The 26,044-nt window shown below is 46.4% G+C and carries 26 protein-coding genes and 1 other annotated feature; of the genes, 10 read left to right on the forward strand and 16 right to left on the reverse strand.

All coding sequences use genetic code 11. The annotated features are described in order from the left end of the window. Nucleotides 1–288 precede the first annotated feature (288 nt). From IEY09_RS02135 to IEY09_RS02145, 3 genes are all read left to right on the forward strand, one after another. Entirely contained in the window at nt 289–933 is a 645-nt protein-coding gene (locus tag IEY09_RS02135; protein WP_188869672.1) for a peroxiredoxin-like family protein, read from the forward strand. Between the two features lie 134 nt (nt 934–1,067). After that, the gene (locus IEY09_RS02140; protein ID WP_188869674.1) at nt 1,068–1,703 is read left to right on the forward strand and encodes a DUF2913 family protein; all 636 of its coding nucleotides are present in this window, start codon (nt 1,068–1,070) and stop codon (nt 1,701–1,703) included. 118 nt (nt 1,704–1,821) lie between these two features. Continuing rightward, on the forward strand, nt 1,822–2,571 hold the full coding sequence (locus tag IEY09_RS02145; RefSeq protein WP_188869676.1) for a type 2 periplasmic-binding domain-containing protein: 750 nt from the start codon (nt 1,822–1,824) through the stop codon (nt 2,569–2,571). Between the two features lie 109 nt (nt 2,572–2,680). Here the strand turns inward: IEY09_RS02145 and IEY09_RS02150 are convergent, their stop codons facing one another. The 4 genes from IEY09_RS02150 to IEY09_RS02165 form a co-directional block, all read right to left on the reverse strand. After that, nucleotides 2,681–2,989, reverse strand: a complete 309-nt coding sequence (locus IEY09_RS02150) for a ribbon-helix-helix domain-containing protein (protein WP_037416089.1) — start codon at nt 2,987–2,989, stop codon at nt 2,681–2,683. Between the two features lie 127 nt (nt 2,990–3,116). Further along, nucleotides 3,117–3,677 carry a DJ-1/PfpI family protein gene (locus IEY09_RS02155; RefSeq protein ID WP_037415686.1) on the reverse strand — a complete coding sequence of 187 codons (561 nt, stop codon included), beginning with the start codon at nt 3,675–3,677 and terminating at the stop codon, nt 3,117–3,119. A 160-nt stretch (nt 3,678–3,837) separates the two neighbouring features. Further along, nucleotides 3,838–5,616: a flotillin family protein gene (locus tag IEY09_RS02160; RefSeq protein WP_188869678.1), complete on the reverse strand. Its 1,779-nt coding sequence runs from the start codon at nt 5,614–5,616 to the stop codon at nt 3,838–3,840. A gap of 33 nt (nt 5,617–5,649) precedes the next feature. Continuing rightward, nucleotides 5,650–6,285: a YqiJ family protein gene (locus IEY09_RS02165; protein WP_037415680.1), complete on the reverse strand. Its 636-nt coding sequence runs from the start codon at nt 6,283–6,285 to the stop codon at nt 5,650–5,652. Nucleotides 6,286–6,577: 292 nt separating this feature from the next. On the opposite strand from IEY09_RS02165, the gene IEY09_RS02170 reads away from it, so the two are divergent. The 5 genes from IEY09_RS02170 (at nt 6,578) to IEY09_RS02190 (ending at nt 9,920) form a co-directional block, all read left to right on the forward strand. Beyond that, nucleotides 6,578–8,071, forward strand: a complete 1,494-nt coding sequence (locus IEY09_RS02170; RefSeq protein ID WP_373290336.1) for a carboxypeptidase M32 — start codon at nt 6,578–6,580, stop codon at nt 8,069–8,071. A 159-nt stretch (nt 8,072–8,230) separates the two neighbouring features. Beyond that, the gene (locus IEY09_RS02175; protein WP_188869682.1) at nt 8,231–8,725 is read left to right on the forward strand and encodes a GNAT family N-acetyltransferase; all 495 of its coding nucleotides are present in this window, start codon (nt 8,231–8,233) and stop codon (nt 8,723–8,725) included. Continuing rightward, nucleotides 8,725–9,075, forward strand: a complete 351-nt coding sequence (locus IEY09_RS02180) for a DMT family protein (protein WP_037415674.1) — start codon at nt 8,725–8,727, stop codon at nt 9,073–9,075. The genes IEY09_RS02175 and IEY09_RS02180 overlap by 1 nt, the downstream gene beginning before the upstream one ends. A 38-nt stretch (nt 9,076–9,113) precedes the next feature. After that, complete coding sequence (locus IEY09_RS02185; RefSeq protein ID WP_011071581.1) at nt 9,114–9,371, forward strand: DUF2960 domain-containing protein; 258 nt, start codon at nt 9,114–9,116, stop codon at nt 9,369–9,371. Between the two features lie 39 nt (nt 9,372–9,410). Beyond that, complete coding sequence (locus tag IEY09_RS02190) at nt 9,411–9,920, forward strand: RDD family protein (protein WP_069454493.1); 510 nt, start codon at nt 9,411–9,413, stop codon at nt 9,918–9,920. Between the two features lie 77 nt (nt 9,921–9,997). Here IEY09_RS02190 and lptG read toward each other — a convergent pair whose 3' ends face one another. Beyond that, on the reverse strand, nt 9,998–11,056 hold the full coding sequence (gene lptG, locus IEY09_RS02195) for an LPS export ABC transporter permease LptG (RefSeq protein ID WP_037425424.1): 1,059 nt from the start codon (nt 11,054–11,056) through the stop codon (nt 9,998–10,000). Beyond that, nucleotides 11,053–12,165 (reverse strand): LPS export ABC transporter permease LptF, encoded by a 1,113-nt coding sequence (lptF, locus tag IEY09_RS02200; protein ID WP_037415652.1) that lies wholly within the window; start codon nt 12,163–12,165, stop codon nt 11,053–11,055. The genes lptG and lptF overlap by 4 nt, the downstream gene beginning before the upstream one ends. A gap of 255 nt (nt 12,166–12,420) precedes the next feature. Between lptF and pepA the strand changes: the two genes are divergently transcribed. Together pepA and IEY09_RS02210 are read left to right on the forward strand one after the other, a co-directional pair. Further along, a complete protein-coding gene (pepA, locus tag IEY09_RS02205; RefSeq protein ID WP_047538030.1) occupies nt 12,421–13,929 on the forward strand; it encodes a leucyl aminopeptidase in 1,509 nt (502 codons plus the stop codon). 210 nt (nt 13,930–14,139) lie between these two features. Then, nucleotides 14,140–14,258: a sequence feature (Phe leader region), on the forward strand. Nucleotides 14,259–14,295: 37 nt separating this feature from the next. Continuing rightward, nucleotides 14,296–16,296 carry a chorismate mutase gene (locus tag IEY09_RS02210; protein WP_037415647.1) on the forward strand — a complete coding sequence of 667 codons (2,001 nt, stop codon included), beginning with the start codon at nt 14,296–14,298 and terminating at the stop codon, nt 16,294–16,296. 102 nt (nt 16,297–16,398) lie between these two features. Here the strand turns inward: IEY09_RS02210 and IEY09_RS02215 are convergent, their stop codons facing one another. The 10 genes from IEY09_RS02215 to rpsP all read right to left on the reverse strand — a co-directional run bounded on the left by IEY09_RS02215 (nt 16,399) and on the right by rpsP (nt 25,984). After that, nucleotides 16,399–17,703, reverse strand: coding sequence for a cation:proton antiporter (locus tag IEY09_RS02215; protein WP_188869685.1), 1,305 nt, complete (start codon nt 17,701–17,703; stop codon nt 16,399–16,401). Nucleotides 17,704–17,748: 45 nt separating this feature from the next. Further along, a complete protein-coding gene (locus tag IEY09_RS02220) occupies nt 17,749–18,084 on the reverse strand; it encodes a hypothetical protein (RefSeq protein ID WP_037425417.1) in 336 nt (111 codons plus the stop codon). 131 nt (nt 18,085–18,215) lie between these two features. Next, entirely contained in the window at nt 18,216–19,346 is a 1,131-nt protein-coding gene (locus tag IEY09_RS02225) for an FAD-binding oxidoreductase (RefSeq protein WP_188869687.1), read from the reverse strand. Nucleotides 19,347–19,397: 51 nt separating this feature from the next. Beyond that, entirely contained in the window at nt 19,398–21,062 is a 1,665-nt protein-coding gene (gene hcp / locus IEY09_RS02230) for a hydroxylamine reductase (protein ID WP_188869689.1), read from the reverse strand. A gap of 216 nt (nt 21,063–21,278) precedes the next feature. Next, nucleotides 21,279–22,418: a bifunctional chorismate mutase/prephenate dehydrogenase gene (gene tyrA / locus IEY09_RS02235; protein WP_037431256.1), complete on the reverse strand. Its 1,140-nt coding sequence runs from the start codon at nt 22,416–22,418 to the stop codon at nt 21,279–21,281. 63 nt (nt 22,419–22,481) lie between these two features. Next, nucleotides 22,482–23,573 carry a 3-deoxy-7-phosphoheptulonate synthase gene (locus IEY09_RS02240; protein WP_037415636.1) on the reverse strand — a complete coding sequence of 364 codons (1,092 nt, stop codon included), beginning with the start codon at nt 23,571–23,573 and terminating at the stop codon, nt 22,482–22,484. Nucleotides 23,574–24,034: 461 nt separating this feature from the next. Then, nucleotides 24,035–24,388 carry a 50S ribosomal protein L19 gene (gene rplS / locus IEY09_RS02245; protein WP_006080791.1) on the reverse strand — a complete coding sequence of 118 codons (354 nt, stop codon included), beginning with the start codon at nt 24,386–24,388 and terminating at the stop codon, nt 24,035–24,037. A 34-nt stretch (nt 24,389–24,422) separates the two neighbouring features. Next, nucleotides 24,423–25,169, reverse strand: coding sequence for a tRNA (guanosine(37)-N1)-methyltransferase TrmD (gene trmD / locus IEY09_RS02250; RefSeq protein ID WP_037415633.1), 747 nt, complete (start codon nt 25,167–25,169; stop codon nt 24,423–24,425). A gap of 15 nt (nt 25,170–25,184) precedes the next feature. Further along, entirely contained in the window at nt 25,185–25,715 is a 531-nt protein-coding gene (gene rimM, locus IEY09_RS02255) for a ribosome maturation factor RimM (RefSeq protein WP_037415631.1), read from the reverse strand. A gap of 20 nt (nt 25,716–25,735) precedes the next feature. Beyond that, nucleotides 25,736–25,984 (reverse strand): 30S ribosomal protein S16, encoded by a 249-nt coding sequence (rpsP, locus tag IEY09_RS02260; RefSeq protein WP_011071566.1) that lies wholly within the window; start codon nt 25,982–25,984, stop codon nt 25,736–25,738. Between the last annotated feature and the right edge of the window lie 60 nt (nt 25,985–26,044).

Here is a 26,044-nt window from a genome sequence, read left to right on the forward strand (position 1 = left end):
ATGTTAAAGCGTCCTTAAACGGACGCTTTTTTATTACCATTTAAAACCTATCTGACTCAGAGTGATTTGCGGACATCTTGTTCTTATTGCAATATCCGAGTGATAGCACTGATTAACAAACCCAATAAATAACGACAAATACTGCAATAAATTTCGCATCTCGCCGTTCTTATTTCTACGTTTACCACCCATGCTCAGTCCACCCAAGCACACAGGCTAATGGCGGTTTACCGTTAACAGCAGAATATTTAATTGAAACAAAAACTAATGACAAGGAGATATGCTCTAATGCAGTCCACACTACAGCGATTTTTACTGACCATCAGCCTACTGCTCGGCAGTTTTAGCACGCTCGCTCAATCTATCGCTAAAGATGAATATTCGGTTAGCCCACTACTCAATGGCGAGCAAATCCCCGCAATCACTTTGCAAGACATGAATGGCCAAAATGTTGATTTAGCCAAATTAACGGCACAAAAACCAACGATTTTCTTCTTTTACCGTGGCGGCTGGTGCCCGTTTTGCAACAACCAAATGGGACAATTAAAAGCGATCGAGCCAAAACTCATTGAAATGGGTTTTCAATTAGTGGGTATATCACCCGATACGCCAGCACTGTTAAAAGCCTCGGCGGCGAAAAATGAGCTCAAATACTTGCTCCTTTCCGATGAAAAAATGCAGGCATCGCAAGCCTTTGGCCTTGCCTTTTATACCAGCAAGCAAGTTACTGAGACTTACCTGAGCCGCTTAAAACTGGATAATCCACTTTGGACAACGCCCGAAGGCGATAAAAGATTAGTCCTGCCAGTACCGGCAATTTATATTGCTGATACTCAAGGATTAATCCATTTCCAATATGTGAATCCCAACTACAAGGTGAGACCTGCGCCTAAGTTGATTCTGACGGCGGCTAGCCTCGTCGGTGCGCCATAATAATCCATATCCCACCCAAGCAGCCGCTAAGAATCGTTATCGATTTAGCGACTGCTTTGCTAAACTAGCTCCGCCGCAATAAATATCGCCCCAATTTAATCAGATCAATCCCTTTAGCCCGCGGCGGAGCCACAATGAATTCTCAAACCTATAATCAAGCCATACTCGAACTCGCACTGGCGGGGCTTACCGATTTAACCACTTCAGCTCAAGCCAAAAAAGCCCAACGCACACCCGCACAGGAAAGCCATTTTTTATGCAACTGGATGGTTGAGGCCCTGAAGGAAAAACGCTTTTCAAAATTGGTTGCCGAGGATCTGACCACGTGGATCCGTATGGCTCGCAGCCAAGGGGCTGGCGCCGAACTTAAGCGGTTATTGGAAAGAATTGTTTTCCAATATCAAGCTGTTGAGAATTCGCAACTCGCATTAGGTACAGCCTTAAATGCCATGATTGCCGAGTTGACTGAGCGCAAGTGGTTAGTGTTTACCGATACCGAAATTAATACGAAACTGAAGCTAGACGGCGATGGCCAATCTAGCTTAGTCATTGATGTAAAAGAATTTACCCAGCATATTCAAGATAATCAGCTCATCAAACCCATCAACTTATATGTCCGTGCCGATGAGCAACAGTTGACTCAAATCGCTCTCTCCCATGGTTTGCTGATAAGCCAGGGCAATAAGAAAACGAGTCTTATCAAACACCATAAGACCTATCGAATTTATCCTCACAATCAGCAACCTGCATTGTGCCAACTGTTGGCTTAACGGCTTAAAACTGCTTGAATAGGTAAACTGCGCCACAGATAACCATTTTTTCACAACGAAAGAATACAATGTAGCGTAGTAACCACTAAGCTCGATCAACCAAGGAGTGAAGGACTCGATGGGTAAAGGAAGTATTCTCTATCGTTGCCTCGTTAAAGGCGTTTTATTACTGATTTTGTTTGCCCCTCAGTCCTATGCAGAACAACTCAAGTACAACATTACTGGCTCATATTCTTGGTATCCGTATTTTATTGCCAATCAACCCGATGCTCCGGGAATAATTTCTGAATTAATTCCGCAGATTTTATCCTTAGCGAATATTGAGGGAGAAAATCTGTCCTTGCCGCCCAAACGGACGAACAACGCCCTTGAAACGGGTCAACTAGATTTTGATGTGGTTAGCCCCAGTTGGTTTGAAAACCAAGATTTTGGTCCCTTATTCGTGAAATCCGATCCCATCATGCCTATCACTGAGTACGTAGTGACCAGACCCGAAGATGTTGAATCATTCAAAGAAATCACTGGAATTAAAGGCAAGCAAATCGGTACCGTCAGGGGATATTTGTACCATGACGACAAGGAGTTTATCCGTGTCGATTTTACCTCTGAACAAGAGTTGATTAAGGCATTAGATAAACACCGCATCACGGCCATTATCTCGGGTAACTATCCCGCCTTATATTGGTCAAACAAGCTTAAGATCCCCGTTGGATTAGCCGCGGTGCATTCTGATGGCCTACTGGTGCTAAGGCTACGGAAAGAGCATGCTGCTCTACTACCTGCGCTCAATCACGCGATAGCGCAGCTAAAAGCCAATGGAAAAGTAGAGCAGATTATCCAAAAATATACCCAAGCCTTCGCAAGCTAAATCGATAAAAGCTCATGTTTCCAAGTACTCACAAGAAAATGGCTCTGCAATAACGCGGCAAGTATGCAGCAACTTTAGTCTTTTCAAATCGCAAAGATGCAATGGATATTCAAGAGGATTTCGCGTTTAGTGCAACCTTAGGTTTTAACACCAAACGCTGCCCCTGATTAAGATGGGTTGTGCAGGCGACCCGCAATAAAGAAGCAAAGTTAGCCACTTCTCCGTGGCGAGTTAACACCTCTCGGTAAATACGGGTTAAAAATACCGCGACACTCAGCTCGGCATCTTCGGCAATCTCTTCAATAATCTGCCAAAAAATCGCCTCGAGGCGCACGCTCGTCACCACACCATCGATGCGAATGGAGCGGGTTTTGAGTTCAAACAGTTCAGGTTCGGCACCGGAATAGATTTCACACACAATATTACTCCCCAAGCAGCTATTGCGCTTTGCTCCAGCCATTGCGCCTTGCTTAAGTCCCCAGCGAATACTCAACTTAAGCCTCTACCCGAACTGTTATGCCATAAATTACACAGGATGAGTATCGTTAATTCAATAACTTGTTAAACTGCGCCAACCATGCAGGATGCGCTGGCCATGCGGGCGCGGTAACTAATTTGCCATCGGTAATTGCCGCAGTGACTTCAATATCACAATATTCAGCGCCAGCTTGTTTCACCTCGGGCGCGCAAGCGGGATAGGCTGACACTTTTTTACCGCGAACCACATTGGCCGCCGTGAGTAACTGCGCGCCATGGCAAATAGCCGCAATCGGTTTATCTTGGGCGGCAAATTCTGCCACGAGGGCAATCACCGCAGGGTTTAGGCGTAAATACTCTGGCGCCCTACCACCTGGAAGCAACAGCGCATCAAAATCACTCGCGTTCGAACCAGCAAAATTGCCATTTAAGGCAAATAAGTGTCCTGGTTTTTCGGTATAGGTTTGGTCGCCTTCAAAGTCATGAATTGCCGTTTTAATGGTTTGCCCCGCCACTTTATCGGGACAAACAACCGTGACACTGTGACCCACCATTTGCAGGGCTTGGAACGGTACCATTAACTCGTAATCTTCAACAAAATCACCGGCGATAATCAAAATATTGGCCATGAGAAACTCCTTTTATTCGATAAGGGAAAACGCAACAGCGGATTTCACTCTACTCCGACCATTAAATTTAGGGTAATAGTGGAATACTACAAATCGATACAGCCGTTTCAGGCATAAAAAAGCGCCCGTAGGCGCTTTAGTCTTTGGTGATTGACCACTCTTAATTATTTATCTTTGGTTCAATCATGGCCTGTTGCTGACTATAACCATTCAGCCCAGTGTTGGCCGATTTCACCACATTTAAGGCCTCGGTCGTCAGTGCATTATTGCCATTGAGCAGATCGTTCAAAGTGCCAGAATCCGCTTGGACTAAGCCTAATTCACGTAGCATGGCATCGACAACTGGCGCATTGGCGCGATAGTTTAAGGCTGCGCTAGTCACTTGTTCAGCGATACCACCTTGGTTGATGGCGGAACTATCACCACCCGTAGCAAATTGATGACCAGCACCATAACCTTGAAGAATTTTAATACCTTCGATGTTTTCCAATGGTTTAACCGCTTGAGCAACAATTTCTGGCAAGGCTTTTAAGATCGCAAGGGATTTTTGCAGCGCAATCTGCTCATCACGCAGCACGTTTTCGGCTTCGTACAGAGCTTGTTTACCAGCCGCTTCAACGGCATAGACTTTTTCATCCGCCTCGGCTTGCAGTTTTTTCGCATCGGCACTGGCACGCGCTTCAATCAAAATCGCACTCGATCTGTCTTCCGCGGCACGTTTCTCGGCTTCAGCTTGCACTGTCACACCAACAGCATCGCGCTCCGCTTCCTTACGGGCATCAATCACTTCAATTTCTTTGCGACGATTGGCTTCCGCCACTTGGCGCGCTGTGATAACCGCTTCCTCTTTCTCCACTTTCAGCTTTTCCGCTTCTGCTGCGCGGGCACGGGCGGCCGACTCTTCTTCCGATTTAGCGGCTACCGCGATGTGTTTTTCCTGCTCGGCGACTTCGATATCACGTTGCTGTTGAATACGCGCCTGTTCGATAGATTTACGTTTTTCAATCTCGCGTGTTTCAATATCTTTGGTCTTTTCAATTTCCGCGGTTTCGATAGCACGTTCTTTGGCAATTTCGGCTTCACGTTCTTCACGCGCCTTGTTTTCTTTTTGCTTAATAATTTCAGCTTTTTGCTCTGCGCGCTTAAATTCGAGTGACTGTTGCTGGATAAGACGTGCTTCTTCTTCCGACTTTTCAATCTCCAGCGATTCTTTTTCAGCCTCTAAGTTACGCTGCTCAATCTTAATGCGGTTTTCCTGCTGAATATCGTTGGTTTCTTTACGCTTTTCTTCAATGATTTTAGCTAGACGCGCGCGACCTTCTGCGTCGAATGCGTTGTTTTCATTGAAAAACTGCAAGTCGGTTTGGTCAAATCCCGTCAAGGAAACGGATTCAAGTTCTAAACCGTTTTTCTCTAAATCGTTAGCAACGTTGTTCTGCACCCGTTGTACAAAATCGGCACGCTGCTCATGCATCTCAGTCATGGTCATTTCGGCTGCAACGGCACGCAACACGTCGACAAACTTAGATTCCATCAGCTTTTTCAGCTCTTCCACCCGCGTGGTACGGGTACCTAAGGTTTGTGCCGCCATCGAAATGCCTTCAGCATTGGGCGCCACACGCAGATAGAAGTCGGCCTTCACATCGACACGCATTCTATCCTTAGTGATCAGCGCATCTTTTTGGGTTTTCTCCACTTCGATACGCAGGGTATTCATATTTACGGCTATGGTTTCATGCAGCACGGGTAAGACGATTGCGCCGCCGTCTTTAATGATTTTTTCACCACCAAAACCAGTACGCACAAAAGCCATTTCCTTCGTTGCCCGTTTGTATAACTTGGCGAAAATCAGACCAATTACAATCAGGCCAATCAATACCATTGCGGCAACCAACAACACAAAATTGCTCGAACTGGTGACTTCGTTTAACACATCCATTTGTTTTCCTTATTCGTTAATAGCTTTGGAAAATTAATTATCAAAGCGAGTCGCAGACCAGACTCTTCCCTCTCTTTTAAGCAGCACCACTTGAGTACCACTAGCAAACTCGATACCTGAAGTTTCAGGCTCGACTAATACATAATGTTTTTGTTGATGTTTATCGCGAACAACCGCTTCCGATGGCATGCCTTTAATGGCGCAGCCTAAGGTGATAGTGCCGACATAACCGCTTAAGTCATCAAGGGATATGGCGGTAGATTCATTTTTGGGGAGCAAATCGGCCAGTACTCGGCCAAGATAGCGACAAGACAATGCACTGCCGACTATGGCGATAGGTAAGGTAAATAGTTGCGGCAGCAAGGTAGCCGAGACTATTAAGCTAATGTAATTAACGAGATAGCCTGCAATGGCAAAACTGGTTAGTGCCAGCACAAACCAGATAAGTAGCGGCAAACGATTGAGGCAAAGCCAGCCAGCAATCCCTGTGAGTCCGCTACCACCAATATCAGCATCATACTCAACATCAGCAGGCACCCACTGGTCTAAGGCGCTCATCATACTTAATCCTATGACGAGTGATAAGGCTTCAAAAACACCAAGGACAAGCACACAGGCGAAGGCAATAGTGTAAGGTAGGTTAGGCTGTTCAACTAAAAACGCCCACATAGTCATCTCCTTGAACGATACAGCAGTCCATTTACTTCACTGTAATTATCAACTTACGAGTGACAGCATAGCAAGGCAAGCTTAGTTTCCAAACAAATATTTATCCTAAAGCAGATTTGAATAACTCCCCATTACGCCATAATGGCGTGAGCCGTTATGGTCAATAATGTTCACGTCCTCCCTTTAGGGGTCTAGTGTGCTTTTGACTGCATGATATTATCATGCTGTTATTGTTATTTTTCGTGCTAATAGATAACGACCGCACCTTAAGATTGAGTCTATGGATACCGCTATGAACACCAAACAACCTACGCCAAGTTACGATAAACTTATGGCGCATTTTCAGAAAATTTCACATTTTGAACATTTTAGTGCGCTAGGTGATTGGGATCAGGCAGCAATGATGCCCTTGGGCGGCGGCAGTGAGCGTGGCGATGCCATGGCTGAACTCGCATTGCATATCCATACCCTTAAAACGTCCCCTCACCTTGGTGATAATCTCGCTCTTGCCGCGCAAGAAGCGCTTACCTCAGAACAACACGCCAACCTAAGGGAAATGCAATATCAGTATCAACAGGCGACTCTAGTGCCGGGTGAGCTGGTTCAAGCCAAAACCAAGATGGCCTATCAGTGTGAAAATGCCTGGCGTGAGCAACGTAAAAACAATGATTGGCAAGGCTTTAAACCTAATCTTAAGGCGATAATCGCCCTTGCGAGGGAAGAAGCTTTAATCCGCGCTCAAGCGCAAAATATTTCCCCCTATGATGCCCTGCTCGATAAATTTGAGCCTGGCATGACTACCGCCAAGCTTGAGCAAACCTTTGGTAATTTAAAAATTTGGCTACCCACGCTCATCCAAAATGTACTCGAAAAACAAGCCGGTGAGCCAACACTTAAGCTTAACGGCCCCTTCGATATCATGGCGCAGCAAGCCCTTGGCCTCGATGTGATGGCCTATTTAGGGTTTGATTTTAACCATGGCAGGCTCGATATCAGTAGTCACCCATTCTGTGGCGGTGTACCGAGTGATGTGCGCATTACGACGCGCTATAACCAAGCCGATTTTAGCAGCGCTATCATGGGCATAGTGCATGAAACTGGCCACGCCCGTTATGAACAGGGTTTACCGAAACAATGGCGCGGTCAACCCGCAGGACTGGCTCGTTCCATGGGCGTCCATGAGAGCCAAAGCTTATTTTGTGAAATGCAGCTCGGTGCCAATCCCGCGTTTTTACGGCAATTGCAGCCACTGATTAAACAGCACTTAGGCTGCGATTTCAGCGCCCAAGACTTGGCAAGACACTACACCCGCGTCAATCCAGGGCTTATCCGCGTCGATGCCGATGAAGTCACCTATCCTTGCCATATTTTATTGCGCTTTGAGGCCGAAAAAGCCTTTATCGACGGTAGCTTGAGTGTGGATGATCTACCCGACTTTTGGTCAAGCCAGATGCAACAACTGCTCGGGATCAATACCGATGGTAACTATCGCGATGGGTGTATGCAGGATATCCATTGGGCAGTCGGTGAACTTGGCTATTTCCCTAGCTATACCCTAGGCGCCATGTATGCTGCTCAGTGCCGTTTTGCAATGGAGCGAAGTTTAGGCCCTATTGAAAACCTTATCGATAATGGGCAGTTATCCCAAGTATTTGACTGGCTTGGAAGCCATATTTGGTCCAAAGGCTCATTACTGACAACGGATGAACTCATCATTCAAGCCACAGGCGAGCCGTTAAACAGTCAATATCTGGCTAAGCATTTAACTCAACGCTATTTGGGCTAAATGCAGTAGCGCTAGGTCATAAAGCGTTGGCAATAACACTCTAGCGCTTAGACTTGGCGCAATCGCATCACTATCGGAGTTTCAAAGCTTTTGCTGCGATTTGGGTATATAATCCCGGACTTATTTATTCAAACTGTTTTGGACGGAAAAAGGTCGACCATGTTATTGCGTGCAATCACCCCACAGGATTGGGATGCTATTTTACAGATCCAGGAAGAATGTTATTCTCAACTGGATCCTGAACCCCTGCATGTATTGCAAAGCAAGTGGCACGTCTCACCTCAATCCTGCTTTGTATTTGAGGTAAATGACTCAGTGGTGGGCTATTGTCTTGCTCATCCTTGGACCACCAATATGCCTCCCGCACTTTATGAGCCAATCATCCATTTACCTAAGGCCGATACTTTGTATCTGCACGATATTGCGATATCGGCAAAGGCTCAAGGTTTAGGCGCGGGGTCTAAAGCCTTAATGCGTCTAAAGCAGCTTGCCGATCGCTTTAACTTGAGCTCCCTCTCCTTAGTGGCAGTGCAAGGCGCTGATAGCTATTGGCGCAAAATGGGCTTTAAACCTAAAGCCATAGAGAAATGCCTTGCTAGCTACACTGATGATGCCATGTACATGATTTATAAACTTAATCATCGAGAAGAATGATGAATCCAACCCTGACGACTATCGGTTTACTCTGTCTTAGCAATATTTTTATGACCTTTGCTTGGTACGGACATTTAAAGTCCTTAGGCTCAAAGCCTTGGATTATCGCTGCCTTGGTCAGTTGGGGCATCGCCCTGTTTGAATACCTTCTGCAAGTGCCGGCTAACCGTATCGGCTACACAGTGATGAATGTCGGACAATTAAAAATCCTACAGGAAGTCATTACCTTAAGCTTGTTTGTGCCCTTCGCCTACTTCTACATGAAGGAACCACTCAAACTCGATTATCTCTGGGCGGGTCTGTGCATCCTCGGTGCGGTGTATTTTATTTTTAGAAGCGAATTTAATTAATTTCAGAACCATTTCAGGACTTATTTCAGGAGAAAACCATGGCGCGTCAAGTGACTTACACCTTCAAAGGTGAGACGAAAACCATTGCCTTTAGTTATGCTAAACACCACGATTTATACGAGGCCGTAGCGGAGGCCGAAGGTATAGACTTAACCAAGTTTCTGGCGATGGAGCAACAAATTGCCATGACCTCACGCAAAGGCGCCAAGGCTGAAAAAGATTATCGCAAAGTCGAATTTGCTCGCTTTGGGTTTAGCAATATCCACTTTGTACGTGATGAAGAACCCGAAGCCTAAACCTTATCGTCATTTATCCATTTAGAATTAGGATCGCCGATGTTAAATGCTGAACATGCCAACTTTCCCCGCGCCGGATTCTTTCGCCGCCTAGGGGCAATGATCTATGACCTACTGCTAGCGGTAGCCGTATATATGTTTTCGGGCGCTATTGGCTTTGGTATTTTTTTTGGACTCACAGCCTCTGGCCTCGTTAGCATGAATGGCTTTGAGCATGTGTCCGACGCCCTCAATGGCACACCGATTTACCATGGGATTTATCAACTTTGGTTAGCGCTCTGCGTAGGTACTTTTTATGCGCTTTTTTGGAGTAAGGGCGGCCAAACCCTCGGGATGCGCGCCTGGCGCCTTAAGATCCAGCACCCAAACGGCCAAAATCTAAGCCTTATCACCGCTTACGCTCGCATTGTGTGGTCATTACTTGGTATTGGTAATCTGTGGGTGCTTATCAACGACGATAAACTCGCACTGCAGGATATGATGACCCGTTCTGAAGTAGTCGTGTTATCCAAAGAAGCTAACCAAATGCGTAATTGGCATGGCGCTTAAATTTAGCTTTTAGTCGCTTATAAAATTGTCCCAATAAAAAACGACGCCATTGCGTCGTTTTTTATTACCCGCGTTTATCACCGCCGGATAAAGTAAAAGGCAATACCCGTAAATAGTAGACTTGGCGCCATTGCCCCGACATACGCAGGTAGTTCATAAACGATACTCATGGGGCCAAATATCTCATTACTGATATAGAAGCTAAATCCAGCAACCACCCCGAGTAACACCCGCGCCCCCATAGTCACTGTCCGCAACGGTCCAAATACAAAGGATAACGCCACCAGCATCATCACCCCTACGGTAACAGGCTGCATCACCTTGCGCCAAAGGGCTAATTCGTAACGACTTGGGTCTTGGCTATTGCTATTAAGATACTCTAAGTATCCCATTAAGCCGCGTATCGATAAGGCCTCAGGCTTAACCGATACCACACTGAGCTTGTCAGGCGTTAAACTTGAGCGCCAAATATCTTCATCTAAATGCTCAAGTTTCACTTCGTCGTAGCTTAAATCGGTACGCTTAACATCCGAGAGATGCCAACTATCTTTACTAAATAACGCACTTTTAGCATGCACGACATTGGTGAGTTTTAACTCACTGTTAAACTTATATAAAGTGATATTGTTGAGCTTATCGATATCCGCAACTTCACCAATATTCACGAACAAATCACCATCTTTTGCCCAAATACCTCGGTGAGATTTAATCAAACTGCCACCGGAGAGTTTGATGGCCTGAAGTTCATTAGCCTTTTGCTCCGCAATTGGAGCGCCCCACTCACCCAATGCCATTACCATCAGCATCAGCGGCACTGCAGTTTTCATCGCCGATAGCGTGATCTGCAAACGCGACATGCCCGATGCTTGCATGACGACAAGCTCCGAATTAGAGGCTAACATCCCCATACCGATCAAGGCACCTAACAGCACAGCCATCGGGAAAAACATTTCAATATCGCGGGGCACCAGAAATAGCACATAAATCCCCGCATCCATCATAGTGTAAGTGCCGCGGCCCACTAAACGCAGTTGGTCCACCCACTTAATAATGCCCGACAAACCTGTCAGCACCAGTAAACATAACGCCGAGGTGCTTAATAAAACTCGGGCGATATAAAGGTCTAAAATCTTCATGCAGCCACCTTTTTACGCGCCATTGCCGCTGATAAACGGGCAAATAGGGGCCTGTCTTTACCGAGCAGTAAAATCCCCATAATCAGTGCCGACAAATGGATCCACCACATGCCTAAATACTGTGGAATAACGCCATCTTGCAGCGCTTTACGACCCGCAACCATCAGACCAAAATAACCTAGGTACAAGAGAACAGCGGGGAGCATTTTGGCGAACTTGCCTTGTCGCACATTGACCCGAGCCAAAGGTACTGCAATTAAGGTCATAATAGGAATAGCCAACGGAATTGCTAGACGCCAATGAAACTCAGCCACGGCTTCAGAACCTTCTACTTTCATCAAGTCTGCCAGCGGTAAAGCTGAAAGTTTACGGCGACGTTCATCGACCTGTTGTTCTTTGATTTGCATCTTATAGCCACCAAATTCAATCATTTGGTAGTCTTTTTGTTGTGGGCTACCCTGATAACGCACCCCATCATTGAGTTGTAACTGCTGTGAGCCATTTTGATCTTCATTAACGCGCCCCCCCTTAGCCACAACCACATTGGTTAAGCCTATTTCATCATTTGGATCGGGGAGTTGGGCCACAAATACTTTTTCAAGCTCATTATCCTTGCCAATGCGTTCGACAAACAGTACCGCACGGCCATTGGGACTGGCCTGAAAACGCCCTTGCACGAGCGCGGCAAGGCCTGCTTCAGATTGTGCTTTCTCCAGCACTTGGTTTTGTTGCTCCTCCGCCCAAGGCGCAACATAAAGGGATAAATACCCAGTAAACAACATGTTAATAACGGCGAGAATCAAAGTTACTCGGGTAACATACCATTCACTCACACCAACACCGTGCAGAATGACCATTTCATTCTCGGCATACATGCGACCATGGGCCATTAATATCCCAAGGAATAAGCTTAAAGGTAAAACCAGAACAACCAGATAGGGTAAATTAAGGCCTATCAAGGTGGCGATAAGAGAAGCGGGAAATTCACCGTCTGAGGCGTCGGCTAATATGCGCACGAAATGCTGGCTAATAAAAATAGTTAACAGTACAAAAAGTACCGCAATTTGCGCCTTTAAAACTTCTCGAATAAGGTATCTAAATACAATCACAGGTAGGATCCGGTCTCTAAACTTATCTTTTTGCTGGTAACAGACTAACTTTCATGTAAACTGTTTACTTTTGGTAGTTTTCTGACCAACTTCAGGGGTTCCTGGCTTACATTAAATGTCACGGCTTTTTCACAAAAACGTGACTCAAGTGCCGAGAATAAATCACCTTTGGAGTAATAACTTAGGCCCTTTTCGGGACAAGCAGACATTATCCAATAAATATAAAAATTTGTCTTTAAGAATCTAGGAGTGCTCATGGAGTTTAGCGTAAAGAGCGGTAGCCCCGAAAAACAACGCTCAGCCTGCATCGTTGTCGGTGTTTATGAACCCCGCCGTCTATCCGGTATCGCCGAGCAATTAGACAAGATTAGCGAAGGTTATATCAGTAATCTACTGCGTCGCGGCGATTTAGAAGGTAAGCCTGGGCAGATGTTATTACTGCACCACGTTCCTAATGTATTGAGTGAACGAGTGCTGTTAGTCGGTTGCGGCAAAGAACGAGAACTAGACGAGCGCCAGTACAAGCAGATCATAACTAAAACCATCAACACCTTAAATGAAACAGGTTCAATGGAAGCGGTATGCTTCTTAACCGAGTTACACGTTAAAGGTCGCGATACCTATTGGAAAGTTCGCCAAGCGGTCGAAACCACCAATAGCAGTTTATACAGCTTTGATGCGCTCAAAACCCGTAAAGGTGAGACCCGTCGTCCGCTGCGTAAATTAGTATTTAATGTGCCAACACGTCGCGAATTAACCTTAGGTGAACGCGCGATTGAGCACGGCATGGCCGTTTCTGCCGGTATGCATTTATGCCGCGATGTGGCTAACATGCCGCCAAATATCTGCAATCCAGCCTATTTAGCCTCTCAAGCTCGCCAATTGGCCGAAGTTCACGAAAATCTACATGTATCAACTGTAGGTGAAGAGCAAATGGCGAAACTCGGCATGAACTCTTACCTTGCCGTAGGCCGCGCCAGCGCCAATGAATCCATTATGACAGTGATGGAATACAAGGGTGCCGTCGATAGCACGGAAAAACCTATCGTATTGATTGGTAAAGGCTTGACCTTCGATTCAGGCGGTATTTCATTAAAACCGGGCGAAGCCATGGATGAAATGAAATACGACATGGGTGGCGCTGCTGGTGTGATCGGCACCATGAAAGCCATTTGTGAAATGAAGCTACCAATCAACGTCGTCGGTATTCTCGCAGGTTGTGAAAACATGCCATCGGGCAACGCTTACCGCCCAGGTGACATTTTAACCACCATGTCAGGGCAAACTGTTGAAGTTCTGAACACCGACGCCGAAGGCCGTCTAGTATTGTGTGACGTGTTGACCTATGTTGAGCGTTTCGACCCTGAACTGGTAATCGACACCGCAACACTCACTGGTGCATGTGTGATTGCCTTAGGTAAACATGCTTCTGGCCTGTTCTCATCACACAATCCACTCGCCCATGAGCTACTCAATGCTGGTGAGCAAAGTGGTGACCGCGCATGGCGCATGCCACTGTGGGATGAGTACCAAGATATGCTCGATAGCCCATTTGCGGATATGACCAACTTAGGTGGTCGTCCAGCGGGCGCGATTACGGCGGCTTGTTTCCTCTCGCGTTTCGCGAAAAAGTACAACTGGGCTCACCTAGATGTCGCAGGTACGGCGTGGAACAGCGGTGCCAATAAAGGTTCAACCGGCCGCCCAGTACCGATTTTGACTCAGTTCCTGATCAACCGTGCTGGCGTCGAATTAGGCGAATAATCCCTAACAAGACCAAAAGGCGAAGAAACATTTCTTCGCCTTTTTTATGCAGCAAAGAAAGCGAAATGCCACTGAGACTAATGCGATTAACTATCTGTTCACTCAATTTGATTGCGTGAGAAGAGTTAACAACCGAGATGTGAAAGAATACTGCTATTGAATATTTTTTGATTGACAGCCACGCCCTCGCCCTTTAGTTTTAGTCCCTATGAAAACAAATACCTTAGCGTTTTTTACTTTCTTTTTTACACCCCCACTCTAGGAGGCGGATTTACTGTGTAAAAACGAAAGTAAAAATCCAAAGCCTCCCACTGGGAGGCTTTTTCGTCTTAAACGCTTGAGAATCCGGCGGCAAATGAGGTCAGAATGCAAAAACCACAGCCTTTAAATCACACTCGAGAGCAAATAACCCAGCTCGACAATGAGCTTCTCTCGTTACTCGCCGAACGTCGCCGCTTAAGTCTTGAAGTGGCCCGCAGTAAAGAAGTGGATGTGAGACCCATTCGTGACACCCAAAGGGAAAAAGAACTGCTGGCAAGATTAGTGATGGCAGGACGAGAAAAAGGCTTAGATGCGCATTATGTTATCTCGCTGTATCAAAGCATTATCGAAGACTCGGTACTGAATCAACAGGCTTATCTTCACGGCCGCGCGAACCCTGAAACGCAAAAACAACAATACTGTATCGCCTACCTTGGCGCCCGCGGCTCCTACTCTTACCTTGCCGCGTCTCGCTATTGCCAACGTCGTCAGGTTGAGATGCTCGACTTAGGCTGCCAAAGTTTCGATGAGATAGTCCAAGCCGTTGAGTCAGGTCACGCCGACTATGGCTTTTTGCCGATAGAAAACACTTCGTCCGGCTCAATCAACGAAGTGTATGACGTACTGCAACATACCAGTCTTTCCATCGTGGGCGAGACGACTATCGAAGTAAGCCATTGTCTATTGGGCAAACCGGGCAGCAAACTGAGCGATATCAAAACTGTTTATGCTCACCCGCAGCCCATCAGTCAGTGCAGCCGCTATCTTAGCCAGCACAAAGGCTTAAGACTGGAATATTGCTCAAGTAGCGCCGAGGCCATGGAGAAGGTCAACCAGTCTACCGACAATAGCGCCGCTGCGATTGGTAGCACAGAAGGTGGCGCGCTGTACCAACTCGAGTCAATTGAGTCTGGCCTTGCCAATCAAAAGATTAACCAAAGCCGCTTTATTGTTGTGGCACGAAAAGCCGTAGCCGTACCCGAGCAATTGCCCGCAAAAACTACCCTGATTATGGCCACAGGCCAAAAGGCGGGTGCGTTGGTTGAAGCCCTATTGGTGCTCAAGGCGCATCAACTGAATATGAGCAAACTCGAATCTCGCCCTATTCCTGGCACACCGTGGGAAGAAATGTTCTATCTGGATATCGATGCCAATATTTCCAGCGAAGCCATGCAGCAAGGGCTCAAACAGCTCGAGAGGATCACGCGGTTTATCAAAGTATTGGGGTGTTACCCCTGCGAAACCGTAAAACCGACACAACTCAGCAATAGCCAATTGTTGATTGAACCTAATACCTCTAAAGCCGAAGTATTCAGTGAAGTAAGCACTAAGTCATCTCCCTATCGTTACACTAAGGCTTATAAGGCGCAGGCGAGTGAAATTCACTGCGGCCCCTTTACCATTGGCGCAGGCCATCTTGGTGCTATTGCCAAGATGACTCTGAGCAAAAGCCTGCTGTTAGAGTCGTCACCAACCGTCTTATCCGCCTTTGAGCGCAGAGTGAAACAGCTAAAAGAAGCGGGTTTCCAAGCGGTGATTTTAGACGGATGCCACTCGCTCGCCTCAGCAGAAGCCATCATCCCTAAGCTGCGCCAAACCCTGCATCAGTATGATTTGCTTTGTGTTATTGCCATCGAACAGGCGACGGATATGCCGTTGGCGACAGGCCATGCGGATATGTTGTTCTTAACGGGCAAACAAATGTTTAATCAGGCCTTGCTGACTCAGGCAGGCACCCTGCCGATTCCGCTATTCCTCGAACGTCACGATATGGCAAGCTATGAGGAGTTTATGGCGGCAACGGAGACGATTTTAAGCCAAGGTAACCAACAGCTTATCCTATGTGACTCGGGCATTCGTACCTATAACAATGCCAACTTACCCACTTTGGATTTAGCAAGCCTCATCCAAATCAAGGCCAACAGTCATCTCCCTATAGTGATTAATCCTTGTTATGCCATCAGCGAAGATGCGCTGCTACTGCAAACTCAAGGGATTAAACAGCTCAAAGCCGATGGTCTAGTGCTGAATTGCTCCCTCGAAGAAGATAAAGCACATGACACACTGGCGCTGATGGTCGAGGTCGTCAGGGAGTTATATCGCTAATTTGCGCGAATAACGATACCAAAGAACATACAGCCACGAATATCGTGGCTGTCTTGTTTAGGGCTTTTAGGATTTTAGGCCTCAAGCTTAAACGCAGCAGGGCTAGGTTCGCTCAGGCGCAATCTGGCTATTGGTATCTGTTGCCACCGCATTACTGCGGCGAATTAACCCCGTCATACTCGAGCCCTGCACTAGGATTGAAAACACCACCACGGCATAGGTCATCACGAGCAGTAGCTCTCGCAGCTCGACACTGCTTTGTGAATCGATAATAACGCCCTCGGGTAAACTCATCGCCATGGCCAAGGCTAAACCGCCTCTGAGCCCACCCCAGATAAGTATCGACTCGGCATAGGGATTGTAAGACTTAACCAACCTAAATCCGATATAGGGCAAAAACACACTCACCGCCCGCGCCGTTAATACCAGCGGAATAGCCAGCAGCATAAACCACCATAATGGCGCTTTAAAGGTGACAAGCAGGAGTAATAATCCCAGCAGGAGGAACAGCAGCGCATTGAAGAAGGATTCAATCAACGACCAAAAAGTATAGAGTTTTACCCGCTCATGGCGCACAAAATATTTAGGCACGCTGTAGTTGCCGATAATCATCCCCGCACTCACCATCGCCAGCGGCCCCGACACACCTAATACCTCTGCCATCACATAACCTGCGGTGGGGATCAGTAAAGTGACCAGCATTAATTGGGTTTCTTCCTCACAGTAGCGAAAGAAATGGTGCAACAATACACCCAGCGCTGCACCATAAACGATGCCCCCAAGCGCCTCTTGAACAAACAATAACGAGATTTGCGTGAAGGTCAGCGGCTCAGTTGAAAAGGCTAGATGGGAGATGGCCACAAAAATCACCAGCCCAATGCCATCGTTAAAGAGCGACTCCCCTTCCACCTGAATAGCAATATCTTCGGGCGCGCCCATCTTCTTCAAAATGGCTAATACGGCAATCGGATCTGTGGGTGAAATTAATGCGCCAAAGAGCAAACAATGGCTTAAGGCCAAGGGCAATCCCAACATGGGAGCTATGTAGTAAAGCAAACCACCGACGATAAAAGTCGAGAGCAAGGTACTGACGAAGGCAAGGATGAGGATTTCCCATTTCTGATGCCTTAAGATTTTTAAGCGGATCTGTAATGCCCCAGCAAACAAGAGAAAACCTAACATGCCATTGAGCAATAAGGCTTGAAAGTCGAGTTTCTCCAGCCCTGCCACAAAGTAACCATAAACATTACCGCCAAGTGCTTTACCCGCCAACAATAGCAACAGACTCATGCCCAATGCTAATGCGGTAATGGCGACGGTTTCTTGCAGCTTATGTAAACGTGAAGATGCCACTGAGGTGACTAAGGCTAACGCACAGAGAATACACAGAATTTGATAACTAGACATTAGAGCCTCTTATCTCGTTAAGATGAAAAGACTCTAGCACAAGTTTTAGACTTCTAAACCATCCAATAGACTTAACCAGCCTTTAATTATCCGATGACAAAACCAAATAATACCAAAGAGATAAATCGAAAGACTAAGCCAAGTAATCGGCAAGCAATAACCTAATATTAAGAGTCCTAAAAAAATCATATTAGAATGGCGTTGCCAACGCAGGTGCGAAGCTAGCACCGCATTGCCTTGAGAGTGTCGCTGAGACAAGTTAATAAACAAGCTCAGCAGCACAGGAAGCAGTAACAACGGAAAGCCGGACATTAAGGCGTAAAGTAAATGGCCTAAGCTGCGATCTTCAATTTTTGCGGCATAAGTGGTTGTCGTTGTCATTGAGAGACTCCAGCCGGACGATGAGACTGGGCGTGAACTCCGCCCTTGTCTTTAACCTTACGTTCTCAGCGATATAATCGCAACTACGCTACCAAAATATTTCCGTTAAGGATGGCTCAAACAACTCAATATTAGCCCAACGACAGCGTTACATCCGACTTAAGCTTAGTTGAACAGGCTAACACATATCCGGCATCGATATCAGCTGGCGTCAATGTCATGCTACTAGTTGACTCAGTCTCCCCTTCGAGCACTTGGCATTTGCACGCGCCACATACACCCGAGCGGCAAGCCGCAATAATCGGTAAACCTTCAGCTTCAATCCCCTCAAGTAACGTTTGCTCTGCCGTTAAGGCCCGCTTTTTATCCCCAATAGATAACATAAAGCTTGCGCTGGCATTAACTTGATTTGCTGATTGCATTTCAGCTTGCTTGACTCGGCTTTGCGCTTCTTTCACTGCGGTAGCAAAACTCTCGTGATACAGCTTACTCATATCAAAGTTAAGATCAGTCAGAATCTTTTTCACGGCCTGCATATAAGGCTCTGGCCCGCACAAAAATACGGTTCGCTCGGCAAAATCAGGCACTAAATCTCGTAGATTATTGGCACTTAAACAGCCGATATCGTGTAATGTTTCCTCAGTATGCCAAACCGTATCAGTGGTGACATTCTCCACAATATAACGCAGTTTAAAATCTCGATGGCGCGTAGCCATGGTCTCTAATGAAGTTTTAAAAATAATATCGGCTTGAGTTCGCGCGCTATGTACAAAAGCGATGTCGGCATTCATTTGGGTATCGGTCAAATAACGCGACATCGAATACATAGGTGTTATACCGCAACCTGCGCTCAAAAAGAGGTATTTTTGGGCTGAAATATCAAACAGATTGAACTGCCCTGTTGGCGGCAGGACTCGTACCATTTGTCCTGGCTGTAGATGATCAATCAGATAATTCGATACGAGTCCTCCCTCAACCCGCTTAATGGTCAACATTAACGAGTAAGGTCGGGACGGCGTCGAAGATAAGGTATAACTGCGGCAAGCCTGTTCACCGTTGATGTCTAGCACTAAGGTCATAAATTGACCCGGCTTATAATCAAACTTCATCGGCTCACCCGCTTGAAAGCGAAAACTCACCACATCAGCGGTTTCGTTCCAACGTTCCACACACACTAACTGACTGAAACTGTCTTGACGCGCAGGCGTGGAGGATAAAGTGATATCGGGTAGGGTATTGATATTCATAATCTTTGTATCCATAACACTGCGGCCTTATCGTCAAGCCGCAGTGATTCTATGCTATCAATCGACCTAGGCTACGTTTAGCATGGTCTTAAGATCGGCTTCCACTGTGGTGGTATTACGCAAGCCAAATTTCTCTTCCAAAATCTTGGCTAAGTTTGCAGTTAAAAATGCCGGTGGCGTTGGGCCTGTACGGATATTTTTCACCCCGAGCGACAATAGCGTCAGCAGCACGACAATGGCTTTTTGCTCAAACCATGAAAGCACGAGATTCAATGGTAATTCATTGATATCGCATTCAAAGATTTGTGATAGCGCGATAGCTAGCTGGATTGCCGAATAGGCATCGTTACATTGGCCAATATCGAGTAAGCGCGGAATACCGTTGATATCGCCAAATTCCAACTTGTTGAATTTGTACTTACCACAACCTAAGGTCAGGATGACGGAATCCTTTGGCGCCGATTTCGCTAAATCGGTGAAATAACTCCGCTCCGACTTATCACCATCACAACCTCCGACTAAGAAGAAGTGTTTGATAGAACCGTTTTTCACATTTTCAACTACTGTTGGGGCGGCAGCCATTAAGGCATTTCGGGCAAAACCGATGGTGATATTGTGTGGAATTTCATCGTATTGGAAACCATCAAGTGAGAGAGCCTTGTCGATCACAACTGAAAAATCATCCCCAATTACATGAGTCACACCAGGCCAACCTACGATGCTACGGGTAAAGATACGGTCGCTATATTGGCCCACATTCGGGTCAATAATACAGTTAGATGTCATCACCACAGCGCCAAGGAAGTTGGCAAATTCTTTTTGCTGGTTCTGCCATGCACTACCATAGTTACCCACTAAATGGGGGTATTTTTTAAAGGCTGGGTATGCAAGTGCGGGCAGCATTTCGCCATGGGTATAAACATTAATGCCTTTGCCCGCTGTTTGCTCAAGGATAAGCTCTAAGTCTTTCATATCATGGCCAGAAACCAGAATCGCTTTGCCTTTTACCGGTTTAGTGTTGACGACTGTCGGTTCAGGATGACCAAAGGCTTCGGTCTCGCCCGCGTCAAGCAAAGCCATAATGCGGTAGTTTAATTGGCCAATTTCCATCGCAGTGGAGAATAATTTATCTGCATCAACACTCGGTTCACCGAGAAACGCCATGATTTGATGGAAATCCGCAGCAATCTCAGCATCGGTTTTACCTAGTACACGCGCATGCTCCATATAAGCGGCCGCACCTTTAAGGCCGTATAAACAGAGTAATCTAAGTCCTAAAATATCTTCATGAATGTGATTTTTGTCTTTATTTAGCGACGCGATAGGTGCTTGAGACAGCATTTCAAGCTTGCTTGTGCCTAACACTAACTGCGCGACTGGCGGCATCTGCTCTGCCGTTTTCCCGCTCTTTTCACAAGCGGCTTCATAGGCTGTTTTTAGATTTTCACGGTGTGTTGCAGCTTGCTGTACATAAGCAATGATCCGCTCATCATCGAAGTTGACGTTGGTTAAGGTTGAGAAAAAAGCTTTAGGAACAAAAGTATCGACTTCAGAATCTACAATGCCTAACTCGCGCGCTTTTACCGCATAAACGGAAACACCCTGCAACATGTAGATTAATAAGTCTTGCAGATCCGAGGTTGCCGCTAATTTGCCACACATACCTTGGGAATAACTACAACCATTGCCAGCGGGTGTACGAATGGTTTGCTCACACTGAATACAGAACATGGATAGACTCCTAATTTAAATTCATGCTTTATTTATGCATGTTTAAAATTAGTCTACCTAAACCGAAAATAAGCGACAGTGTTTTCTTACCTTGAATGCCAAATCTTAGAGAATGATCACCTTAAGCAATTACTAATTTACACAATAAAAGTGACTCAAAACCCATAAAAAATGCCCATCAAAGATGGGCATTTTTTATGACTAACTCATTCATTATCAGTTCGTTTTCATATCACTTACCGATTGCAGCATCATGCGGCTTTCACGCTGAAACTGCGGCGCAAAATCACCAAACCACTTAGCAACCGTTTGGAACTGGTTGATAAACGCTTCCCTATCGCCCCGCTTTAATAGCTCTAATGCCTCGCGATAGTTATCCAAATAATCGCCAATCGCATGCTGGCTGTCCTGTTGGGCAAAAATAATATCGGCATAAAGCTCTGGGCTTTGGGCAAACAAGCGCCCTACCATGGCGAGCTCTAAGCGATAGATGGGCGAGCTAAATTGCAGCAGAGTTTCGATATCTGCTTCTTCTTTGCAAAGGTTTAAGCCATACACAAAGGTTGAGAAGTGGCGCATCGCCTGTACCAACTGCATCGCATTATCGTGGCGTTCAGGCTCGGCTTCGACAATTCGTGCGCCCCAAATCGTAATTTGCTCGAGTAACCATTGGTATTTATCCGCTTCGCGTCCATGACACACCACCACAACCTGCTTAGCTAAACTGCCAACATCTGGGCCAAACATAGGATGAAAGCCAACAACGGGTCCCTTGTGGGCAGCTAACATGGCATTCATCGGTTCAGTCTTGATAGAGGTTAAGTCGGCTAAAATACAGTCCTGTGGTAATTGGGTTAGTTTTGCACGGATAAGGTCGCAGGTGATGGCGATAGGCACAGTTACCAGTACCAATCCGGCATCAGCAAATAAGGTTTCCGCTTGCTGCCAGTCGTCTTTATCGAGCACTTTGACCTGATAACCCGAGAGCGACAGCATCTGTTGAAACAGTCCACCAAGCTGGCCTTTCCCGCCCACAATCACAACTGAACCTAGGTCATTTTTCACTTGCTTAAAGCCGACATCCTTCTCATTGAGATAGGACTCACGCATCAAGCGGCGCAAAATATCTTCAATAAGTTGAGGCGCAATACCCATGGTTTTGGCTTCTTCGCGGCGTTTTGCCAGCATTGCGGCTTCACGTTGCGGCGCATAAATCGGCAGGCCTGCGGCATGCTTAACTGTGCCCACCTGCGCGACTAAATCTAGCCGTTTACGCAGTAAATGCAGCAATTGCTGGTCGACGCCGTCGATAAGGCCGCGAAGGTGTTCTAATTCAGTTGTGGTTTTTTCGTTCATGTTATCGGTCCACTACCCACCTAAAAGGAAGGTGTTTAAACGTTAGGCACTTAAGATTTGCTCTCAAGCATTGGCCACTTTGAGCATATCAAAACGCGTTGGCAATACCGAAGATAACTTCGATGCGCCCGCACGTAAAACGCTTTCGGTTTTTTCCCAATTAATACAGGAGTCTGTCACAGAAACCCCGTAGGCCAATTCGCTTAATGGTTTATCACAACTTTGATTACCTTCGTTTAAATGACTTTCTAGCATCACGCCAATAATGGACTTATTGCCGTTGTAGATCTGCGCAAACACATCTTCACACACAGGGACTTGCCTGGTGTAATCCTTAGAGGAATTGCCATGACTGCAATCGATAATAAGGCGCGCATTGAGTTTGGCCTTATGTAGCTGCGCTTCACATTCAGCCACACTGGCCGCATCGTAGTTTGGTGTTACGCCGCCGCGCAGGATCACATGCCCATCGGGGTTTCCCGCCGTTTGCAACAGAGCGACTTGACCCTGTTGGTTAATCCCCATAAATCTGTGGCTGCTGGCCGCCGATTTAAGGGCATTAATTGCCACATCGAGCTTTCCATCTGTACCATTTTTAAAGCCAACGGGCATAGACAAACCCGACGCCATTTCCCTGTGGGTTTGCGATTCAGTCGTGCGAGCACCAATGGCCGACCAAGTCACTAGCTCCGAAATATATTGCGGACTGATAGGGTCGAGCGCTTCGGTGGCGACGGGCAGCTCAAGCTCTGCAAGCCAAATCATCAGCTCACGCGCCATCTTTAAGCCTTTTTCGACATCGAAGGATTCATCCATATCGGGGTCGTTAATCATCCCCTTCCAACCCACTGTGGTACGTGGCTTCTCAAAGTAGACTCGCATTAAGATGTAGAACTCATCGCTGAGTTCATCGTGTAACTTTTTAAGCTTTAAAGCGTATTCCTTGGCGGCATCGATATCATGGATAGAACAAGGTCCAGTGACGATAAGCACGCGGTGATCGCGCTTATGGACAATATCCGCCACGGTTTTGCGTGCATTGAGGATATAACGATACGCGTGCTCAGAGAGTGGCAGAGTCGCTTTTAGCTCCTGCGGTGTAATAAGGACTTTCTCTGAACTGATGTGTACGTTATTGATCGTATCCTGTTGCATGCTTACCACCTAAAACTGAAGTCATATCCCCAGGTTATCAGGAGTCTGGATCTCAAACCGCTGGGGGAAGAATTAAATAGCCGAGGCCACCATGTAATATCGTAATGATACACCATTACAATAGGCGACCAATATGCCTATTAATTGGCAGAAGATCAAGGAAGAATTTAACAAATTCGGCATTTATACCAATCGCATTAGGACGTGTTAACGTTTCGATATTAGATTTTGTTCGTTCTGGCAAGCATGTGCTCGCGAAACGAGGAATGATGTGTAGTTATTCAACTCAAATGACGAGCGGCTCTTATAACAAGGCAAAGGCTTGAAGGCACAGTGGCTCTCTGTCGAAAGCCTTAAACGCACGCGAAATCACTAAAATGGCAAACTTCAGCCAACAAAAAACCGCCACTAGGGCGGTTTTCTGTGCGAACACTACGTCTTGTTTTCTGTAGCGGGTACTATTACTTAGTAGCCAGCTTTTCACGGATACGTGCAGATTTACCTGAACGGTCACGTAAGTAGTACAGTTTGGCACGACGAACGCGGCCACGACGCTTAACTTCAATGCTAGCGATCAGAGGGCTGTGCGTTTGGAATGCACGCTCAACACCTTCGCCATTAGAGATTTTACGTACTGTGAATGCAGAGTGCAGGCCACGGTTACGTTTAGCAATTACAACGCCTTCGAAAGCCTGTAAACGCTCTTTATCACCTTCTTTAACACGAACCTGAACTACTACTGTATCACCAGCACCAAACGCAGGTACGTCTTGTTTCATTTGCTCATCGTTGAGCATTTTAATGATGTTGTTCATAACTTACTCCGTTCTAGAATTAACTGAGCTACGACTAAGCATGCTTGTCCATTGCTTCAACGAACTGCGCTAAAAGAGTCGATTGTTCGTCAGTCAGAGCTAGATTTTCAAATAATTCTGGCCGTCTTAGAAAAGTCCTACCAAGGCTTTGCTGCAAACGCCAGAGTCTAATTTGTTCGTGGTTGCCACTTAGCAGTACTGCAGGTACATCGAGTCCATCCAGACTTTCAGGGCGCGTGTAATGAGGACAGTCCAGTAAACCGTCGGAGAAAGAATCTTGCTCCGCCGAAGCTTGTTTTCCTAGCACGCCAGGAACCAATCTCGATACTGCATCTATCAAGGTCATTGCGGGTAATTCGCCGCCCGAAAGCACGTAATCCCCAACCGACCATTCTTCATCCACTTCCGTTTGAATGATGCGTTCATCAATACCTTCGTACCGACCACACACCAAAATCAACCGGGATGATTTAGCCAACTCAGTAACGCCTTGCTGATCCAGCTTGCGTCCTTGAGGTGACAAGTAAATCACCTTTGCCTCTTCGCCTGCTGCTGCTTTCGCAGCATGAATGGCATCGCGTAAGGGTTGCACCATCATCAACATACCAGGACCACCGCCGTAAGGCCTGTCATCCACAGTACTGTGTCTATCATGGGTGAAATCGCGAGGATTCCACGTGTGCAACTCAAGCAGACCGTTTTTCACGGCACGACCCGTAACCCCAAAGTCTGTTACGGCACGAAACATGTCTGGGAACAGGGTAATTACCCCTAACCACATATGTTGTACCTCGACTTAAAAGTCAGGATCCCAATCCACTAAAATCTGTTTACCTTGGACATCCACCTTCAAGATGAATTGCCCTGGGACAAAGGGAACCATACGTTCCACTTTGCCGAAACTATCTTTAGCGTTGGCCTTAACAAGTAGGACATCGTTCGAACCGGTTTCCACGATTTGATCGACAATCCCCATGTTATAGCCGGTAGTATTAATCACTTCACAACCGATAAGATCACGCCAATAGAACTCGTCTTCTGGCAATGATTGCATCTGCTGCGGCAGGATACCAATTTCGCAATTGGTGAGCATTTGTGCTCGCTCCCGCGTGGTGACACCTTCAAGTTCGGCCACAACGGCCTTGCCTTGGTAACGCCACTGAGTGACTTTTACTTCACGCCATTCGCCATTTTCTTTAATAAGCCAAGGCGAATAATCAAAGATACCTTCAACAGAATCGGTATAGGCGGTGATTTTCAGCCAACCCTTAATGCCATGACAGGAGCCTAATTTCCCCAGTACGACTGGCTGTTGGTTACTGCTCATCAATCTATACCTTAACGCTATTAAGCAGCAGCTTTAGCGTCTTTAATCAATTTTGCTACGCGATCAGTTGTCGCAGCGCCGTTCGCAACCCAGTGCTCAACGCGAGCTAGGTCTAAACGTAAAGTTTCTTCTTGGCCACGGGCCAATGGGTTGAAGAAACCAACACGCTCAATGAAACGACCGTCACGAGCGTTACGGCTGTCAGCAACAACGATGTTGTAAAATGGACGCTTTTTAGCGCCACCACGAGCTAAACGAATGGTAACCATGCGTTTTCAATCCTCTAATGATTTGCTTGAAGCAAAAATAAAAACTGGAACCCCGTGTTC

Origin of the sequence: Shewanella xiamenensis (genome assembly GCF_014647135.1) — a bacterium.
Classification (GTDB): domain Bacteria; phylum Pseudomonadota; class Gammaproteobacteria; order Enterobacterales; family Shewanellaceae; genus Shewanella; species Shewanella xiamenensis.

Excerpts from the sequence above, each read along its gene's own strand:
- IEY09_RS02135 (WP_188869672.1), top strand. The coding sequence starts at position 289 with ATGCAGTCCACACTACAGCGATTTTTACTGACCATCAGCCTACTGCTC.
- IEY09_RS02140 (WP_188869674.1), top strand. The coding sequence starts at position 1,068 with ATGAATTCTCAAACCTATAATCAAGCCATACTCGAACTCGCACTGGCG.
- IEY09_RS02145 (WP_188869676.1), top strand. The coding sequence starts at position 1,822 with ATGGGTAAAGGAAGTATTCTCTATCGTTGCCTCGTTAAAGGCGTTTTA.
- IEY09_RS02155 (WP_037415686.1), bottom strand. The coding sequence starts at position 3,677 with ATGGCCAATATTTTGATTATCGCCGGTGATTTTGTTGAAGATTACGAG.
- IEY09_RS02160 (WP_188869678.1), bottom strand. The coding sequence starts at position 5,616 with ATGGATGTGTTAAACGAAGTCACCAGTTCGAGCAATTTTGTGTTGTTG.
- IEY09_RS02165 (WP_037415680.1), bottom strand. The coding sequence starts at position 6,285 with ATGTGGGCGTTTTTAGTTGAACAGCCTAACCTACCTTACACTATTGCC.
- IEY09_RS02170 (WP_373290336.1), top strand. The coding sequence starts at position 6,578 with ATGAACACCAAACAACCTACGCCAAGTTACGATAAACTTATGGCGCAT.
- IEY09_RS02175 (WP_188869682.1), top strand. The coding sequence starts at position 8,231 with ATGTTATTGCGTGCAATCACCCCACAGGATTGGGATGCTATTTTACAG.
- IEY09_RS02180 (WP_037415674.1), top strand. The coding sequence starts at position 8,725 with ATGAATCCAACCCTGACGACTATCGGTTTACTCTGTCTTAGCAATATT.
- IEY09_RS02185 (WP_011071581.1), top strand. The coding sequence starts at position 9,114 with ATGGCGCGTCAAGTGACTTACACCTTCAAAGGTGAGACGAAAACCATT.
- IEY09_RS02190 (WP_069454493.1), top strand. The coding sequence starts at position 9,411 with ATGTTAAATGCTGAACATGCCAACTTTCCCCGCGCCGGATTCTTTCGC.
- lptG (WP_037425424.1), bottom strand. The coding sequence starts at position 11,056 with ATGAAGATTTTAGACCTTTATATCGCCCGAGTTTTATTAAGCACCTCG.
- pepA (WP_047538030.1), top strand. The coding sequence starts at position 12,421 with ATGGAGTTTAGCGTAAAGAGCGGTAGCCCCGAAAAACAACGCTCAGCC.
- IEY09_RS02210 (WP_037415647.1), top strand. The coding sequence starts at position 14,296 with ATGCAAAAACCACAGCCTTTAAATCACACTCGAGAGCAAATAACCCAG.
- IEY09_RS02215 (WP_188869685.1), bottom strand. The coding sequence starts at position 17,703 with ATGTCTAGTTATCAAATTCTGTGTATTCTCTGTGCGTTAGCCTTAGTC.
- IEY09_RS02220 (WP_037425417.1), bottom strand. The coding sequence starts at position 18,084 with ATGACAACGACAACCACTTATGCCGCAAAAATTGAAGATCGCAGCTTA.
- IEY09_RS02225 (WP_188869687.1), bottom strand. The coding sequence starts at position 19,346 with ATGGATACAAAGATTATGAATATCAATACCCTACCCGATATCACTTTA.
- hcp (WP_188869689.1), bottom strand. The coding sequence starts at position 21,062 with ATGTTCTGTATTCAGTGTGAGCAAACCATTCGTACACCCGCTGGCAAT.
- tyrA (WP_037431256.1), bottom strand. The coding sequence starts at position 22,418 with ATGAACGAAAAAACCACAACTGAATTAGAACACCTTCGCGGCCTTATC.
- IEY09_RS02240 (WP_037415636.1), bottom strand. The coding sequence starts at position 23,573 with ATGCAACAGGATACGATCAATAACGTACACATCAGTTCAGAGAAAGTC.
- rplS (WP_006080791.1), bottom strand. The coding sequence starts at position 24,388 with ATGAACAACATCATTAAAATGCTCAACGATGAGCAAATGAAACAAGAC.
- trmD (WP_037415633.1), bottom strand. The coding sequence starts at position 25,169 with ATGTGGTTAGGGGTAATTACCCTGTTCCCAGACATGTTTCGTGCCGTA.
- rimM (WP_037415631.1), bottom strand. The coding sequence starts at position 25,715 with ATGAGCAGTAACCAACAGCCAGTCGTACTGGGGAAATTAGGCTCCTGT.
- rpsP (WP_011071566.1), bottom strand. The coding sequence starts at position 25,984 with ATGGTTACCATTCGTTTAGCTCGTGGTGGCGCTAAAAAGCGTCCATTT.